Here is a 14,567-nt window from a genome sequence, read left to right on the forward strand (position 1 = left end):
ACCGGCATCTGGGTCGGCGACTACACGGTCCAGCCCGAGAACGGCGGCCTGTCGGTGTTCGCGCACGAGTACGGCCACGACCTCGGTCTGCCCGACGCGTACAGCACCTCCGGCGGCGACAACAACAACGAGTACTGGACGCTCATGGCCCAGAGCCGGCTCAACGGCCAGGGCGAGCCGCTCGGCACGCGCCCCGGTGACCTCGGTGCCTGGGAGAAGCTGCAGCTCGGCTGGCTCGACTACGAGGCCCTCTCGGCCACGCAGAAGAAGACGCTCGAGCTCGGCCCGCAGGAGTACAACACCGACAAGGCGCAGGGCGCCGTCGTGGTGCTGCCCAAGAAGTCGGTGACCCGGCAGAACGGGGCCCCGGCGTCGGGCAAGCTGCAGTTCCACTCCGGCTCCGGCGACGACCTGGCCAACTCGATGACCACCGAGGTCGACCTGACCGGCAAGACGAAGGCCGCCTTCCAGGGCAAGGTCCGGTACTCGATCGAGAAGGGCTACGACTTCGCGTACATCCAGGCGTCCACCGACGGTGGCGACACCTGGACGTCGCTGCCGGGCACCGTCGCCGGCAAGGCGTTCGCGCTCGACACGTCCAAGCGTCCGGCCATCGGCGGGGAGCAGAAGACGTGGGCCGACCTCGACGTCCCGCTCGACGCGTACGCGGGCCAGAAGATCCAGCTGCGCGCCTACTACAAGACCGACGGCGGCCTCGCCCTCGCCGGCCTGTACCTGGACGACCTGCGCATCGTCGCCGACGGCCAGCCGCTGCTGACCGACGGTGCCGAGGAGGGCAGCCCGGCCTGGACGTTCGACGGCTTCCAGATCATCGCCGAGACCACGACGACCCAGCACGACAACTTCTACGTCATGGGCAACCGGTCGCACGTCAGCTACGACAAGTACCTGGCGACGGGTCCGTACAACTTCGGCTGGCTGAACACGCGGCCGGACTGGGCCGAGCACTTCCGCTACGGCCAGGGCCTGCTGATCTCGTACTGGGACACGTCCCAGGCCGACAACAACACGATCGATCACCCCGGCCAGGGCCGGAACCTGCCGATCGACGCGCACCCGGCGCCGATCATCAACATCGCGGACGGCAAGCCGTGGCGGGCCCGCGTGGCGGTCTACGACGCGCCGTTCTCGCTGCAGAAGGCCGACTCGATGACGCTGCACACCAACGGGAAGGCGTCCTACATCCGGGCGCAGAACCCGCAGCCGACCTTCGACGACACCAAGAAGTACTGGTACGCCGAGACGCCGCAGCAGGGCGTCAAGCTGCCTGGCGTCGGGGTCAAGGTGAAGGTCCTGCAGCAGCAGGGCACCAGCCTGAAGATCAAGGTCAACTGACCAGCGCCTGACGCGCGAGGGCCCCGGGGAGCGATCCCCGGGGCCCTCGTCGCGTGCGGGGGACCTCAGCCGCGGGCGAGCTCCTCGCGGACGACGGCGACGAAGTGGTCGACGTCGGCCTCGGTGGTGTCCCAGGACGTCATCCAGCGGACCTCGCCGCGCGACCGGTCCCAGTCGTAGAAGCGCACCCGCTCGCGGATGCGGTCGGCCGCCTCGAGCGGCAGCGTCGCGAAGATCGCGTTCGCCGGGCTGTCCTGGGTGAACGCGAGGCCGGCCAGCGAGCCGTCGGCGACGCCGGCCTCGAGCGCCGAGCGCAGGCGTGCGGCCATCGCATTGGCGTGGGCCGCGCTGCGCAGCCCGAGGTCGTCCTCGAACAGCGCGAGCAGCTGCGCCGAGGCGAACCGCATCTTGCTGGTCAGCTGCATCGTGAGCTTGCGCAGGTAGGTCAGGCCGGTGGCGCGCTCGGGGGAGAGGACCACGACGGCCTCGACGCCGAGCAGGCCGTTCTTGGTGCCGCCGAGGCTGAGCACGTCGACGCCGGCGTCGGTGACGAAGGCGCGGAACGGGACGCCGAGCGCGGCGGCCGCGTTCCACAGCCGCGCGCCGTCCATGTGCACCGCCATGCCGCGCTCGTGGGCGAGGTCGGCGATCGCGCGCACCTCGGCGGGGGAGTACAGCGTGCCCATCTCGGTGGTCTGGGTGATGCTCACGGCCAGCGGCTGGGCGCGGTGCTCGTTGCCGTAGCCCCAGGCCTCGCGGTCGACCAGCTCGGGCGTGAGCTTCCCGTCCGGCGTGGGCACGGTGAGCAGCTTGAGGCCGGTCATGCGCTCGGGGGCGCCGGCCTCGTCGGTGTTGATGTGCGCGGTGCTCGCGGCGACGACGGCGCCCCAGCGGGGCAGGACGCTGGTCAGCGACACGACGTTCGCGCCGGTGCCGTTGAAGACCGGGAACGTCTCGGCCTGCTCGCCGAGGTGCTCGCGGACGACCTGCCGCAGGCGGGCGGTGTACGCGTCCTCGCCGTACGCGACCTGGTGGCCGCCGTTGGCGGTGGCCAGGGCGGCCAGCACCTCGGGGTGGACGCCGGCGTAGTTGTCGCTGGCGAAGCCGCGCCAGTCGGGGTCGTGGAGGGGGGTCGTGGTCACCCGCTCATCCTCCCAGCCACGCCCCGACCGGCCGGCGGGGGTCACACGCGGTCGTGCGCGTGGACGACCTGGTCGATGGCGCCCGGCGCGCCACCCATCTCGTCGGCGACCTCGCCGGCGACGGCGTCCGCGTCGGTGACCTGGTGCCCCTCCTCGTCCATGCCCGCGTCGGCCGCGTCGAGCGCCCGGCGGTTGGTGGCGAGCACGCCGACGGCGGCGAGCGCGGCCAGGGCGGCGATCGCGAACGGCACGTGCAGGTTCAGGTGCTCGACCAGCTTGCCCGCGGCGTAGGGCGCCAGGCCGCCGCCGATGAAGCGCACGAAGCCGTAGGCCGCGGACGCCACCGGACGCTCGACCGGCGCGACGATCATGACCGCCTGCGTGGTGAGCGTGTTGTTGATGCCGATGAAGACGCCCGACACGATGACGCAGGCGACCAGCACGGTGCGGTCCTCGGGGAACGCGGCGATGACGGCGAGCACGACCGCGAAGCCGGCCAGCGCGCCGTACAGCGAGCGGGCGGTGCCGAAGCGGCTCTGCAGGCGCGGCGCGCCGACCACCGAGAACAGGGCCACGAGGACGCCCCAGCCGAAGAAGACCCAGCCCAGCTGCATGGCCTCGAGGTCCATCGGGAACGGCGCGTAGCCGAGCATCGTGAAGAAGGCCCAGTTGTAGAGCAGGGCGGCGACGCTCATGAGCGCCAGGCCGCGGTGGCCGAGGGCGCGCAGCGGAGCGGCGGCGGACGTCGGGCGGGCGGGGCGCGGCGTGGACGGCAGCAGGACGGCCGTGGCGACGAGCGCCAGGGCCATGAGCACGGCGACGCCGTAGAACGGGCCGCGCCAGCTGATGTCGCCGAGGAGGCCGCCGACGAGCGGCCCGGCGGCGATGCCCAGGCCCAGGGCGGCCTCGTAGAGGATGATCGCGCCGGCGAACCCGCCGCGGGCGCTGGAGACGATCGCGGCCAGCGAGGTCGCGATGAACAGCGCGTTGCCCAGGCCCCAGCCGGCGCGGAACGCGACGATGCCGCCGATCGAGTCGGTCGAGCCGGCGAGCGCGGCGAACACCACGATGATCACCAGGCCGGTGAGCAGGGTGGCCTTGGCGCCGATGCGGCTGGAGATCGCGTTGGTCACCAGCATCATGAGCGCGGTGACGACCAGGTAGCTGGTGAACAGCAGGGTGACCTGGCTCGGTGTGGCGTCCAGCTCGGTGGCGAGCGCCGGCAGGATCGGGTCGACCAGGCCGATGCCCATGAACGAGATGACGCAGGCGAAGGCGACGGCGTAGACCGCCTTCGGCTGCTTGAACATGCTGACGGGCTCAGCGGTGTGCATGGTCCTCCGTGTCGGGGTAGGTGAGCAGGACGGGTGCGGCGGCGGCCAGGAGGTCGCGCTCGGCGGGGGAGAGCCGGTCGAGCCAGGCGCCCATGGCGGCGTCCTGCTCGGCCCGGCGCGTGCGGAGCGCCTCGCGGCCGGCGTCGGTGATCGAGATGAGGCTGACGCGCCCGTCGGCCGGGTCGTCCTCGCGGCGCACGAGGCCGGACGCCTCGAGCCGCTGCACCAGCCCGGTCATCGCCGGCTGGCTGACACCCTCCTGGTCGGCCAGCGCGGTGATCCGCCGTCCGCCGGAGCGCTCCAGGACGCCGAGGGTCGCCGCGGCGACCCGGCTCATGGACGTCGAGCGGGTGCTCCGCGCGACGTCCACCGCGAACGTGCGCAGCGCGCTCGCCAGTTCAAGTTGATTCACGCAACCATGTATATCAGGTGGTTATGCAAATCTCCAGACGAGGGCGCCCCGGCCCGCCGTGCGGACCGGGGCGCGTCGCGGTCTAGAGGTCGTAGTCGACGACGAGGGGGGCGTGGTCGGACCAGCGCTCGCCCCAGCTCGCCGCCCGATCGACCCACGCCTGGCGGGCCAGGGCGCCGAGCTCGGGCGTGGCCAGGTGGTAGTCGATGCGCCACCCGGTGTCGTTGTCGAACGCCTGCCCGCGCATGGACCACCAGGTGTACGGGCCGTCGACGTCGCCGCTGAGCTGGCGGTGGACGTCCACCCAGCCGAGCTCGCCCAGGAAGCGGTCGAAGTAGGCGCGCTCCTCGGGCAGGAAGCCGGCCTTCTTGAGGTTGCCCTTCCAGTTGCGGATGTCGCGCTCGGTGTGGCCGACGTTCAGGTCGCCCATGAGCAGCCCGTGGGTGCCCGTGGCGCGCAGGTCGCGCATGCGCTCGCTCATCGCGTCCAGGAAGCGGTACTTGTCGTCCTGGCGCGGGGTGCCGGCCTCGCCGGAGTGCACGTAGACCGACACGACGGTCAGCGCGCTGCCGTCGTCGAGCACGTAGTCGGCCTCGATCCAGCGGCCCGACGTGTCGAAGTAGTCGTCGCCGTTGCCGACCCGCACGTCCTTGGGCTCGAACCGGCTGAGGACGGCCACGCCGGCGCGTCCCTTGTCGGCCGCCTCGGTGTGCACGACGTGCAGGCCGGACTCGGCGGTGATCTCCCGGACGATGTCGTCGGGGGCCCGGACCTCCTGCAGCGCGACGACGTCGCAGCCGCGGTCGGCGAGCCAGGCGTCCATGCCCTTGCGGTAGGCGGCACGGATGCCGTTGACGTTGACGGTGGCGACGCGAAGCACAGGTCGACCTTATCGGCACGTCCTGCTGAACTGAGGGGCGCGGGATCGCTATGCTCCGGGTGTTCGAGCAACGGGAGGGTCGATGTCCGTGGAGGACAGCGCCGCCGACGAGCGACCCGACGAGGGCTCGTGGCGTGACGTCGTGGAGTCCATCTCCACCGGCGTGCTGGTCTGGGACCTGCGCGGGCGCATCCGCATGGCCAATCCCGAGGCCGGACGCCTCCTCGGGTGCGAGCCGCACGACCTGGTCGGCCTGGACGTGCGCGCCTTCGTGCCCGACACGTTCCACACCGAGACCACCGAGGCCCATCTCGCCCTGGCCGTCACGCGCGAGACGTTCGGCGTCGCCGAGGAGCTCGTGCTCAGCCGGCCCGACGGCACCACGCTGCACGTCGACGTGCGCCTGTCGCTGCTGCACGGTGACGACGAGCCGCTGGTGGTCGCCTCCGCGACCGACGCCCGCACCCGGGTGCCCACCGAGCAGGCCCGGCTCGACGCCGGCCGCCGCACGATCCTGGACAGCGTCCCGATCAGCATCGTGACCACCGACGCCGACGGCGTCATCGTGTCGGCCAACGCCGCCGCGGGCACGCTGCTGGGCGTCGACCCGGCCGAGCTGCTCGAGCGTGACCTGGCCGACCTGCACGACCCCGACGAGCTCTCCGCCGCCGGCCTCGACGTGCCCCAGGCGCGTCCCGAGGGCGACGACGCGCCGTCCTTCGCCGTGCTGCGCACGCTGGCCGACCTCGAGCCCGGCGCCCGCCGCGAGTGGACGTACGTGCGCCCCGACGGCGCCCGCGTCCCGGTCGCGGAGTTCCTCACCCCCATGGGCGGCGACGGCACGGCGAGCGGCTACCTGTTCGCCGCGTACGACAACAGCCAGCGGGTCGAGGCCTCGGCCGAGGCCGAGCGGCTCGCCCGCCACGACCAGCTGACCGGACTGCCGACGCGGGCGTTCCTGGTCTCGGTCATCGACGACATCCTGCTGCGCCGCCCGTCCGCGCCGCTGGCGCTCATGGTGCTCGACGTCGACCACTTCAAGACGGTCAACGACACGCTCGGCCACCACGTCGGCGACGCCGTGCTCCGCGCGGTCTCCGAGCGCATCCGCGAGGGTGCCGGCCCCGGCGCTGTCACCGCCCGCATCGGTGGCGACGCGTTCGCCACCGTCGTCGACGTGCTGGACGAGCCCGACGCCATGTCTCGCGCCCGGGTCATCCAGGAGCGCGTCGCCACGACCGACGTCGACAGCGACGACCTCGACCTGGTCGGCGTGAGCATCGGTGTCGCGCTCGCCGGGCGCGACGGTGCCGACGCCACCGAGCTGCTCAAGCGCGCCGACACCGCGATGTACCAGGCCAAGGTCGCCGGCCGGAACACCATCAAGGTGTTCGTGCCGTCGATGGACGCCGACCGCGAGAAGCTGCAGCTGGCCAGCGGCCTGCGCCGCGCGATCAACGAGTCCGAGGTGACGGTCTCCTATCAGCCGCTGGTCGACCTGCGCACCGGCAACGTCGCCGCGTTCGAGGCCCTCGCCCGCTGGACCAGCCCGCGCTTCGGCGTCGTCTCGCCCGGCCGGTTCATCCCGCTGGCCGAGGACCACGGCCTCATCTCCGACCTGGGCGAGAAGGTGCTGCGCACCGCCTGCGCCGAGGTGGCCGAGCTCTGCCGTCGCCTGGACCGGCCGGTCGGGCTGTCGGTGAACGTCTCGCCGCAGCAGTTCCGCGACCGCGACCTGCCCGGCCTGGTGCGCCAGATCGCCGAGCAGACCGGGTTCGACCCGACGATGCTCGAGCTGGAGATCACCGAGAACATCCTGGTCAGCGACCCGATGGAGGTCGTCGACGTCATGCGCGCGGTGCGCTCGCTCGGCGTCAAGATCGTCATCGACGACTTCGGCACCGGCTTCTCGAGCCTGGGCTACCTGACCCGGCTGCCGATCGACAAGATCAAGATCGACCGCTCGTTCGTCGCCAAGATGGACGACAACGAGCGCGACGCGAGCATCGTGGAGTCGATCATCCTGCTCGCCCACACGCTCGGCATGGCCGTCGTCGCCGAGGGCATCGAGACGCCCGGCCAGGAGCAGCACCTGCGCGGGCTCGGCTGCGACCAGGGCCAGGGCTTCCTCTACAGCGCCGCCGTGCCGATCGCCGCCGCGTCCGTGCTGGTCTGACCCGGCGGCGCCGTCCGCGACCTACAGGTCGCGGGCCAGCGCGCGTCCGGCCGCCCGGCCGGAGAACAGGCAGCCGCCCAGGAACGTGCCCTCGAGCGCGTTGTAGCCGTGCACGCCGCCGCCGCCGAACCCGGCGACCTCGCCCGCCGCGTACAGCCCGTCGAACGGGGTGCCGTCGGCGCGCAGCACGCGCGAGTCCAGGTCGGTCTGCAGGCCGCCGAGCGACTTGCGGGTCAGCACGTGCAGCCGGACGGCGACGAGCGGGCCGGCCTTGGGGTCGAGCAGCTCGTGCGGCGACGCGACGCGGATGAGCTTGTCGCCCAGGTAGCTGCGGGCCTGGCGCATGGCCGCGACCTGCAGGTCCTTGGTGAACGGGTTGCGCATCTCGCGGTCGCGCGCCTCGACGACGCCGCGCACCCGGGCGGCGTCCAGCAGCGGCTCCTTGGTGACGGCGTTCATCCCGTCGACGAGCTGCTCGAGGGTGTCGGCGACGACGAAGTCGGCACCACGCTCCTTGAACGCCTCGACCGGGCCGGGCGCGCCCTTGCCGAGCCGCTGGCGCAGCAGCTCCTTGACGCTGCGACCGGTGAGGTCGGGGTTCTGCTCGGAGCCCGACAGCGCGAACTCCTTCTCGATGATCTTCTGCGTCAACACGAACCAGCTGTGGTCGTGGCCGGTCTCGCGCAGGAGCTTGAGCGTGCCGAGGGTGTCGAAGCCGGGCAGGCCGGGCACGGGCAGGCGGTTGCCCTCGGCGTCCAGCCACAGCGACGACGGGCCGGGCAGGATGCGGATGCCGTGCATCGGCCAGACCGGGTCGTAGTTCTCGATGCCCTCGACGTAGGCCCAGAGCCGGTCGCGGTTGACGTGGTTCGCGCCCGCGGACTCGGCGATGCCCAGCATGCGGCCGTCGACGTGGGCCGGGACGCCCGACAGCATGTGCTCGGGCGGCGTGCCCAGGCGGTCGGGCCAGACCTCGCGGACGAGCTCGTGGTTGCCGCCGATGCCGCCGGAGGTCAGCACGACCGCCTGGGCCCGCAGCTCGAAGTCGCCGACGGCGTCGCGGTTGGTGGCCATGGCGCGGGCGGACGTGTCGGGGGCGAGGCGGGTGCCGCGGACGCCCGTGACGCGGCCGTCCTCGACCACGAGCTCGTCGACGCGGTGGCGGAAGGCGAAGGTCACCAGGCCGCGCGCGACGCCCTCGCGCACCACGCGCTCGAACGGCTCGACGATGCCCGGGCCGGTGCCCCAGGTGATGTGGAAGCGGGGGACGGAGTTGCCGTGCCCGCCGGCGAGGCCGCCGCCGCGCTCGGCCCAGCCGACGACCGGGAACAGCCGGTGGCCCTTCTCGTGCAGCCAGGCGCGCTTCTCGCCCGCGGCGAAGTGGACGTACGCCTCGGCCCAGCGACGGGCGTGGTCGTCCTCGGCGCGGTCGAACTGGGCGCTGCCGAGCCAGTCCTGCATCGCGAGGTCGACCGAGTCCTTGATGCGCAGCCGGCGCTGCTCGGGGGAGTCGACCAGGAAGAGCCCGCCGAACGACCACCAGGCCTGGCCGCCGAGGCCCTGCTCGCCCTCCTGGTCGACCAGGACGACCGAGCGGCCGGCCTCCACGAGCTCGGCAGTGGCGACGAGACCGGCGAGACCGGCCCCCACGACGACGACGTCAGCATCCATGCCGAGCATTGTGGCGCACGCCACCCCGGCAGCGGGCCGGTACCCGCAGATCGGTCACCCGGGCGCCGGTCGGGCGGCAGGGGTCCACCGCGACGCGAGTGGCCCTCCCGCCGGACCCCGGACGTCGGTAGCGTCCGGCGGGTGCGAGAAGCCCACGGCGAGACCTTCGACGGCGCCCCCGGATACCTGAACTCGGCCACCTACGGACTGGCCTCCCGCCGGCAGGGCGAGGTGCTGCGCGGCGCCCTGCGGGCCTGGGAGCTCGGCGAGATGGCGCCTCGCGACTTCGACGTGTCGGTCGCTGCCGCCCGTACCGCGTTCGCGTCGCTCGCCGGCGTGCCGGTGGCGGATGTCAGCATGGGCGGCAGCGTCTCGGGCCTGCTCGGGCTCGTCGCCGCCGGGGTGCCGGACGGCGCGCGCGTCGCGACCGTCGCCGGCGAGTTCACCAGCGTCACCGCTCCGTTCGACGCCCAGCGCGGCCGTGGCGTCACGGTGACGGCGCTCGCCCCGGGCGAGCTCGAGCGCCGCGCGGGGGAGTTCGACCTGGTCGCCGTGAGCCTCGTGCAGTCGGCCGACGGTGCTGTGCTCGACACCGTCGCGCTGCGCGCCAGCATCGCCGGACGCGGCACCCGGGTCGTCCTGGACGTCACGCAGGCGATGGGCTGGATGGCCCTGGACGCCGTCTGGGCGGACGTCGTGGTCGGCGGCAGCTACAAGTGGCTGCTCTCGCCGCGTGGCGCCGCGTGGATGGCCGTGCGTCCGGAGCTGGCGGCCACCCTCGTCCCGCACGCCGCCGGCTGGTACGCCTCGGAGCGTCCGTGGGCCAACACCTACGAGCTGCCGGCGCTGCTGGCCACCGACGGACGCCGGCTCGACACGTCGCCGTCGTGGTTCACGCTGCTCGGGGCCGGCGTGGCCATGCCCTGGCTGGCGTCGCTGGACATGACCGCCGTGCAGCGGCACTGCATCGGGCTGGCCGACCGCGTGCGCGACGCGGTGGGCCAGCCGCCCGCTCCGTCGGCGATCGTCGCGCTCGAGTCCGAGGGGGTCGAGCAGCGGCTGGCGGACGCGGGCCTGCGCGCGGCCGTGCGGGCCGGTCGCGTGCGCATCGGCTTCCACCTCTACAACGACGACACCGACGTCGACCGGCTGCTGGCCGTGCTGGGCGCCTAGGTCAGGCGAACGGCGGGCGGGCGTCCAGCCGCACGGACGCGCGTCCGGCGGCCCGCCACAGCCGGGCGGTGACGTCGCGGTCCTCGTCGGTGACCAGGTTGCCCATGACGCGCAGGGCGACGGTCATGAGCACCTTGGAGCGCATCCCGAGCGGGCCGAAGGTCGGCAGCACCCGGGGCACGGTCAGCAGGCCCGAGAGTCGGCGGGCGATGGAGAACGCCTCGCCGTAGTGCCGGCGCAGCAGCGCGGGCCAGGCGGCGGCCAGGTCGGCGCCGTCGGCCAGCTGCTCGGCCACGAGCCGGCCCGTCTCCAGGCCGTAGTCGATGCCCTCGCCGTTGAGCGGGTTGACGCAGGCGGCGGCGTCGCCGATCAGCGCCCAGTTCGGGCCGGCCACGCCGGAGACGGCACCGCCCATCGGCAGCAGCGCGGACGTGGGGGCGCGCAGCTCGTCGCCGAGCTCCCAGGTGTCGCGCTGCTGGTCGGCGTACAGGTTCATGAGCGGGCGCACGGCGAGGTCGGCCGGACGCTTGGAGGTGGCCAGCGCGCCGACGCCGAGGTTCACCTCGCCGTCGCCGAGCGGGAAGATCCAGCCGTAGCCGGGCAGGACGGTGCCGGTCTCGTCGCGCAGCTCCAGGTGCGAGGAGATCCAGGGGTCGTCGGTGCGCCCGGACTTCACGTACGAGCGTCCGGCCACCCCGTAGGCGGTGTCGCGGTGCCACTCGCGGCCCAGCACGCGGCCGATCGGCGAGCGGACGCCGTCGGCGACGACGAGCCGGTCGCAGCGCACGACGTGCGGCTCGGTGCCGCGGCCGAGGCTGAACACGACGCCGGTGACGCGGCCGGCGGCGTCGCGCTCGACGTCGGTCGCGCGGGCTCCGTCGAGCGGCGTGGCGCCGGCGGCCAGGGCGGTCTCGCGCAGGTGGGCGTCCAGCTCGGTGCGGGGGACCGCGGAGCCGTGGTCGGGCAGCGAGCCGCCGGGCCAGGGGAGCAGCAGCTCGTGCCCGAAGCCCGCCGCGCGCAGGCCGCGGTTGGTGCCGTGCGAGCGCGTCCAGGGTCCGAGGCCGAGCCGGTCGAGCTCGGCGATCGCCCGCGGCGTGAGGCCGTCGCCACAGGTCTTGTCGCGCGGGAAGACGGCCGCGTCGGCCAGCACCGTGGCCAGTCCGTGGCGCGCGGACCAGGCCGCCGCGGCGGACCCGGCGGGGCCGGCCCCGACCACGAGGACGTCGGTGCGGTCGGGCAGCGCGGCGGTCATGGTCGGATTCTCCCAGAGGGTCGGTCGGTGGTTGGATGAAGCCCGTGACAGCCCCCTCCACGCGCGTCCGTTACGCCGCGCGCACCCGCACCCACTTCGACGTGATCCTGGCGCTGTTCTGCGTCGTGCTCGTCGTCTCCAACATCGTCGCCACGAAGGGCATCGAGCTCGGCTCGGGCTCGTGGTCGCTCGGCTCGCTGCAGCTGTGGCCGGTGATCACCGACGGGGGCGCGTTCCTGTTCCCGCTGGCCTACGTGCTGGGCGACGTCATCAGCGAGGTGTACGGCTTCCGCGCCGCGCGCCGTGCGGTGATCGTCGGGTTCGGCGCCTCGATCGTCGCGGCGCTGACGTTCGTCGCGGTCGAGCACGCGCCGGCCGCGTCGTTCTACGAGAACCAGGGGGCGTTCGAGGCCGTGCTGGGCCAGGTGCCGCAGATCCTGCTGGCGTCCATGTCCGGCTACGTGGTGGGCCAGCTGCTGAACTCGTACGTGCTCGTGCGGATGAAGGAGCGCACCGCCGAGCGCGGGCTGGTGGCGCGCCTGGCGACGTCGACCGGCGTCGGCGAGGCCGCGGACACGCTCATCTTCTGCGCCATCGCCGCGTCGGCCATCGGCATCACGTCGATGGGCCAGTTCTGGAACTACGCGGTCGTCGGCTTCGTCTACAAGGTGCTCGTCGAGCTGGTCGTCATGCCGGTCACCGTCGTCGTGATCGCCTGGCTCAAGCAGCGCGAGCCCGGCTACTGGGACGACGCGCCCACCACCACCGACTGACACCCGCCAGCCCGGACGGCGGTGAGACAGCGTCCACCGGTGAGGGGCGGCGGTGGGTGAGCGTCCACCGTGGGCGTCCGGGTGGACGCCAGCTCACCGCCGGACGGAGGCCCGCTCAGGACGCGTAGTAGCGGGCGAGGACGTCGGCCTTGACGTCGGCGTACGTCCCGTCCTCGATCGAGGCGCGGATGTCGTCGACCAGCCGCACGGTGAATCGCTCGTTGTGGATCGAGGCGAGCGTGGCCGACAGGTACTCCTTGGCCTTGTACAGGTGGTGGAGGTAGGCCTTCGTGTAGTGCGTGCACGTGTAGCAGTCGCACGTCTCGTCGATCGGCGTGAAGTCGCGCTTGAACCGCGCCTGCAGCAGGTTGAACCGGCCGTCGCGGGTGTAGACGCGCGAGCGGCGGGCCTCGCGGGTGGGGGAGACGCAGTCGAAGGTGTCGATGCCGGCCTCGACCGCGGCGAAGAAGTCGTCCGGCTCGCCGATGCCCAGCAGGTGGCGCGGCTTGTCCTCCTCGAGCTCGGAGACCGCCCAGGACGTGATCTCGCCCAGCCGCTCCTTCTCGATCGCGCCGCCGATGCCGTAGCCGTCGAAGCCGAGCGGGCGCAGGTCGCGGGCGGCCTGGCGGCGCAGGTCCTCGTGCTGCGCGCCCTGCACGACGCCGAACAGCGCTTGGTACGGCTTGTCCGCCCGTTCCTGCGTGAGCCGCTCGTGCTCGCGGACGCAGCGCTCGGCCCAGCGCTGGGTGCGGGCCAGCGACTCGATCTGGTAGCCGCGGCTGTTCATCAGCGTGGTCAGCTCGTCGAAGGCGAAGATGACGTCGGCGCCGAGCTGGTGCTGGATGCCCATCGACACCTCGGGCGTGAACCGGTGCTTGCTGCCGTCGAGGTGGGAGCGGAACGTGACGCCGTCCTCGTCGACGTGGGCCAGGCGCTCCTTGCCCGGCGCGATGACGTCGTCCGCGGTCGCCGTCGTGGAGTCCATCGACAGCGTCTTCTGGAAGCCGGCGCCCAGGCTCAGCACCTGGAAGCCGCCGGAGTCGGTGAACGTCGGGCCGCGCCAGCCCATGAACGCGCCCAGGCCGCCGGCCTCGTCGACGACGTCCGCGCCCGGCTGCAGGTACAGGTGGTAGGCGTTGGCCAGCAGCGCCTGCGCGCCGAGCTCGGCCATGGCCTCGGGGAGCACCGCCTTGACCGTCGCCTTGGTGCCCACGGGGACGAACGCGGGGGTGCGCACGTCGCCGTGCGGGGTGGAGAGGACGCCGGTGCGTCCGAGGGTCCCGGGGAGCTGCTTGCCGACGGTGAACACGGCGCCATCCTCCCAGGCGGTCAGTCGAGCACCGGCAGCCAGGACGTGGCCAGCACGAGCGCACCTGCGGCGGCGGCCACGAGCAGCAGGTTCCACAGCGGGGCCGGGACGCGGGTGAGCCGGGCGAGCACGTCGGCGTCGGACGTCCGGGTGCGGCTGCGCCGCCGGTGCGGCCACAGCTCGACGGTGGTGCGCAGGCCGCCGAGCAGCAGGAACCAGGCGGCGCCGGCGGCCACGCCCTCCTGCACCGGGACCGAGCCCCAGCGCACGAGCGCGTAGACGCCGGCGCCGCACAGCGCCACGACGAGCAGCCCGAACAGGTTGCGCACCCACAGCAGGACCAGGGCCAGCACGACGACCGCGACGCCGAGCGACCAGCGGGTGCCGCCGACCGCCGCGAGCGCCGCCAGCAGCAGCCCCAGCAGGGGAGCGGCCAGGAAGCCCGCCGCGGCGGTCAGCACCATGCCCGGGCCGCGCGGACGTCCGACCGAGACCGTGAGGCCGGACGTGTCGCGGTGCAGCCGGATGCCCTGCAGCCGGCGTCCGGTGAGGAGCGCGGCCAGCGCGTGGCCGGCCTCGTGCACGAGCGTCACGACGTGGCGCGAGAACGTCCACGCCGGCGGGACGAGCACGAGGGCGGCGGCCACGGCAGCCGGCACCCAGGCCCAGGTCAGACCAGGCCCTTGTCGTCGACCAGGTCGACGCGGGTGGCGTCGCGCGCGTCGGCGCCCATGGCCGCGGCCATGCGGTGGAACATCGCGCCCTCGGCGTGGCGGCTCTGCCGGTCCAGGCTCAGGCCCAGCGCGGTGTGCGCCCACTGGCTGGTGGGCTCCAGCTCGACCAGGCGGCGGAACGCCTCCTCGGCCGGCACCAGCAGGGCGGCGGCGAAGCGCGCGCGTCCCATGAGCTCCCACGCGGCGGCGTTGCGCGGCTCGGCGTCGACCACCTTGGCGAGCACCCGGATCGCCTCGCGCGGCCAGCGCGAGTCGAGCAGCTCCTCACCGAGGCGGAACGCGTCGAAGACCTCCATGGCCTCGATCTGGGCGTCCGTGTAGCTCGGCTTCTGGTAGATGGTCATGTGCCAGTCCT

General features: G+C 73.2%; 13 protein-coding genes. 4 read left to right on the forward strand and 9 right to left on the reverse strand.

What is annotated here, in order from left to right:
* Positions 1 to 1,356, forward strand: a 1,356-nt coding sequence (locus HGAM_RS18875; protein WP_019145481.1) for an immune inhibitor A domain-containing protein, incomplete at its 5' end; no start/stop codon positions are given.
* Positions 1,357 to 1,421: 65 nt separating this feature from the next.
* On the opposite strand, the gene HGAM_RS10695 is transcribed toward HGAM_RS18875, so the two are convergent.
* From HGAM_RS10695 to HGAM_RS10710, 4 genes are all read right to left on the reverse strand, one after another.
* Entirely contained in the window at positions 1,422 to 2,498 is a 1,077-nt protein-coding gene (locus HGAM_RS10695) for a threonine aldolase family protein (protein ID WP_019145482.1), read from the reverse strand.
* A 41-nt stretch (positions 2,499 to 2,539) separates the two neighbouring features.
* Positions 2,540 to 3,832 carry an MFS transporter gene (locus tag HGAM_RS10700; protein WP_019145483.1) on the reverse strand — a complete coding sequence of 431 codons (1,293 nt, stop codon included), beginning with the start codon at positions 3,830 to 3,832 and terminating at the stop codon, positions 2,540 to 2,542.
* Positions 3,819 to 4,244 (reverse strand): MarR family winged helix-turn-helix transcriptional regulator, encoded by a 426-nt coding sequence (locus tag HGAM_RS10705; RefSeq protein ID WP_020691654.1) that lies wholly within the window; start codon positions 4,242 to 4,244, stop codon positions 3,819 to 3,821. Before HGAM_RS10705 ends, HGAM_RS10700 begins: the two co-directional genes overlap by 14 nt.
* A gap of 82 nt (positions 4,245 to 4,326) precedes the next feature.
* Positions 4,327 to 5,124 (reverse strand): exodeoxyribonuclease III, encoded by a 798-nt coding sequence (locus HGAM_RS10710; protein WP_019145485.1) that lies wholly within the window; start codon positions 5,122 to 5,124, stop codon positions 4,327 to 4,329.
* Positions 5,125 to 5,206: 82 nt separating this feature from the next.
* Between HGAM_RS10710 and HGAM_RS10715 the strand changes: the two genes are divergently transcribed.
* Positions 5,207 to 7,300, forward strand: a complete 2,094-nt coding sequence (locus HGAM_RS10715; protein ID WP_019145486.1) for a putative bifunctional diguanylate cyclase/phosphodiesterase — start codon at positions 5,207 to 5,209, stop codon at positions 7,298 to 7,300.
* Between the two features lie 21 nt (positions 7,301 to 7,321).
* Here the strand turns inward: HGAM_RS10715 and HGAM_RS10720 are convergent, their stop codons facing one another.
* Positions 7,322 to 8,971: an FAD-binding dehydrogenase gene (locus tag HGAM_RS10720; protein WP_019145487.1), complete on the reverse strand. Its 1,650-nt coding sequence runs from the start codon at positions 8,969 to 8,971 to the stop codon at positions 7,322 to 7,324.
* A 141-nt stretch (positions 8,972 to 9,112) separates the two neighbouring features.
* Here HGAM_RS10720 and HGAM_RS10725 point away from each other — a divergent pair, with 141 nt between their 5' ends.
* A complete protein-coding gene (locus HGAM_RS10725; RefSeq protein ID WP_019145488.1) occupies positions 9,113 to 10,144 on the forward strand; it encodes an aminotransferase class V-fold PLP-dependent enzyme in 1,032 nt (343 codons plus the stop codon).
* A gap of 1 nt (position 10,145) precedes the next feature.
* On the opposite strand, the gene HGAM_RS10730 is transcribed toward HGAM_RS10725, so the two are convergent.
* Complete coding sequence (locus HGAM_RS10730) at positions 10,146 to 11,396, reverse strand: geranylgeranyl reductase family protein (RefSeq protein ID WP_019145489.1); 1,251 nt, start codon at positions 11,394 to 11,396, stop codon at positions 10,146 to 10,148.
* Positions 11,397 to 11,440: 44 nt separating this feature from the next.
* On the opposite strand from HGAM_RS10730, the gene HGAM_RS10735 reads away from it, so the two are divergent.
* A complete protein-coding gene (locus HGAM_RS10735; protein WP_020691651.1) occupies positions 11,441 to 12,169 on the forward strand; it encodes a queuosine precursor transporter in 729 nt (242 codons plus the stop codon).
* 115 nt (positions 12,170 to 12,284) lie between these two features.
* Here the strand turns inward: HGAM_RS10735 and tgt are convergent, their stop codons facing one another.
* Genes tgt through HGAM_RS18885 form a run of 3 tightly spaced genes read right to left on the reverse strand, consistent with a single transcriptional unit; the run spans position 12,285 to position 14,556 of the window.
* Positions 12,285 to 13,478, reverse strand: coding sequence for a tRNA guanosine(34) transglycosylase Tgt (gene tgt, locus HGAM_RS10740; RefSeq protein WP_019145491.1), 1,194 nt, complete (start codon positions 13,476 to 13,478; stop codon positions 12,285 to 12,287).
* Between the two features lie 20 nt (positions 13,479 to 13,498).
* Entirely contained in the window at positions 13,499 to 14,125 is a 627-nt protein-coding gene (locus HGAM_RS18880; RefSeq protein ID WP_245532115.1) for a M50 family metallopeptidase, read from the reverse strand.
* A 23-nt stretch (positions 14,126 to 14,148) separates the two neighbouring features.
* A complete protein-coding gene (locus HGAM_RS18885; RefSeq protein WP_019145493.1) occupies positions 14,149 to 14,556 on the reverse strand; it encodes a tetratricopeptide repeat protein in 408 nt (135 codons plus the stop codon).
* Between the last annotated feature and the right edge of the window lie 11 nt (positions 14,557 to 14,567).

The organism is Aeromicrobium massiliense JC14 (assembly GCF_000312105.1).
In the GTDB taxonomy this organism is placed as follows: Bacteria; Actinomycetota; Actinomycetes; order Propionibacteriales; family Nocardioidaceae; genus Aeromicrobium; species Aeromicrobium massiliense.

Coding starts and splice junctions, on each gene's coding strand:
- HGAM_RS10720 (WP_019145487.1), bottom strand. CDS start 8,971: ATGGATGCTGACGTCGTCGTCGTGGGGGCCGGTCTCGCCGGTCTCGTC.
- HGAM_RS18885 (WP_019145493.1), bottom strand. CDS start 14,556: ATGACCATCTACCAGAAGCCGAGCTACACGGACGCCCAGATCGAGGCC.
- HGAM_RS10730 (WP_019145489.1), bottom strand. CDS start 11,396: ATGACCGCCGCGCTGCCCGACCGCACCGACGTCCTCGTGGTCGGGGCC.
- HGAM_RS10715 (WP_019145486.1), top strand. CDS start 5,207: ATGTCCGTGGAGGACAGCGCCGCCGACGAGCGACCCGACGAGGGCTCG.
- HGAM_RS10700 (WP_019145483.1), bottom strand. CDS start 3,832: ATGCACACCGCTGAGCCCGTCAGCATGTTCAAGCAGCCGAAGGCGGTC.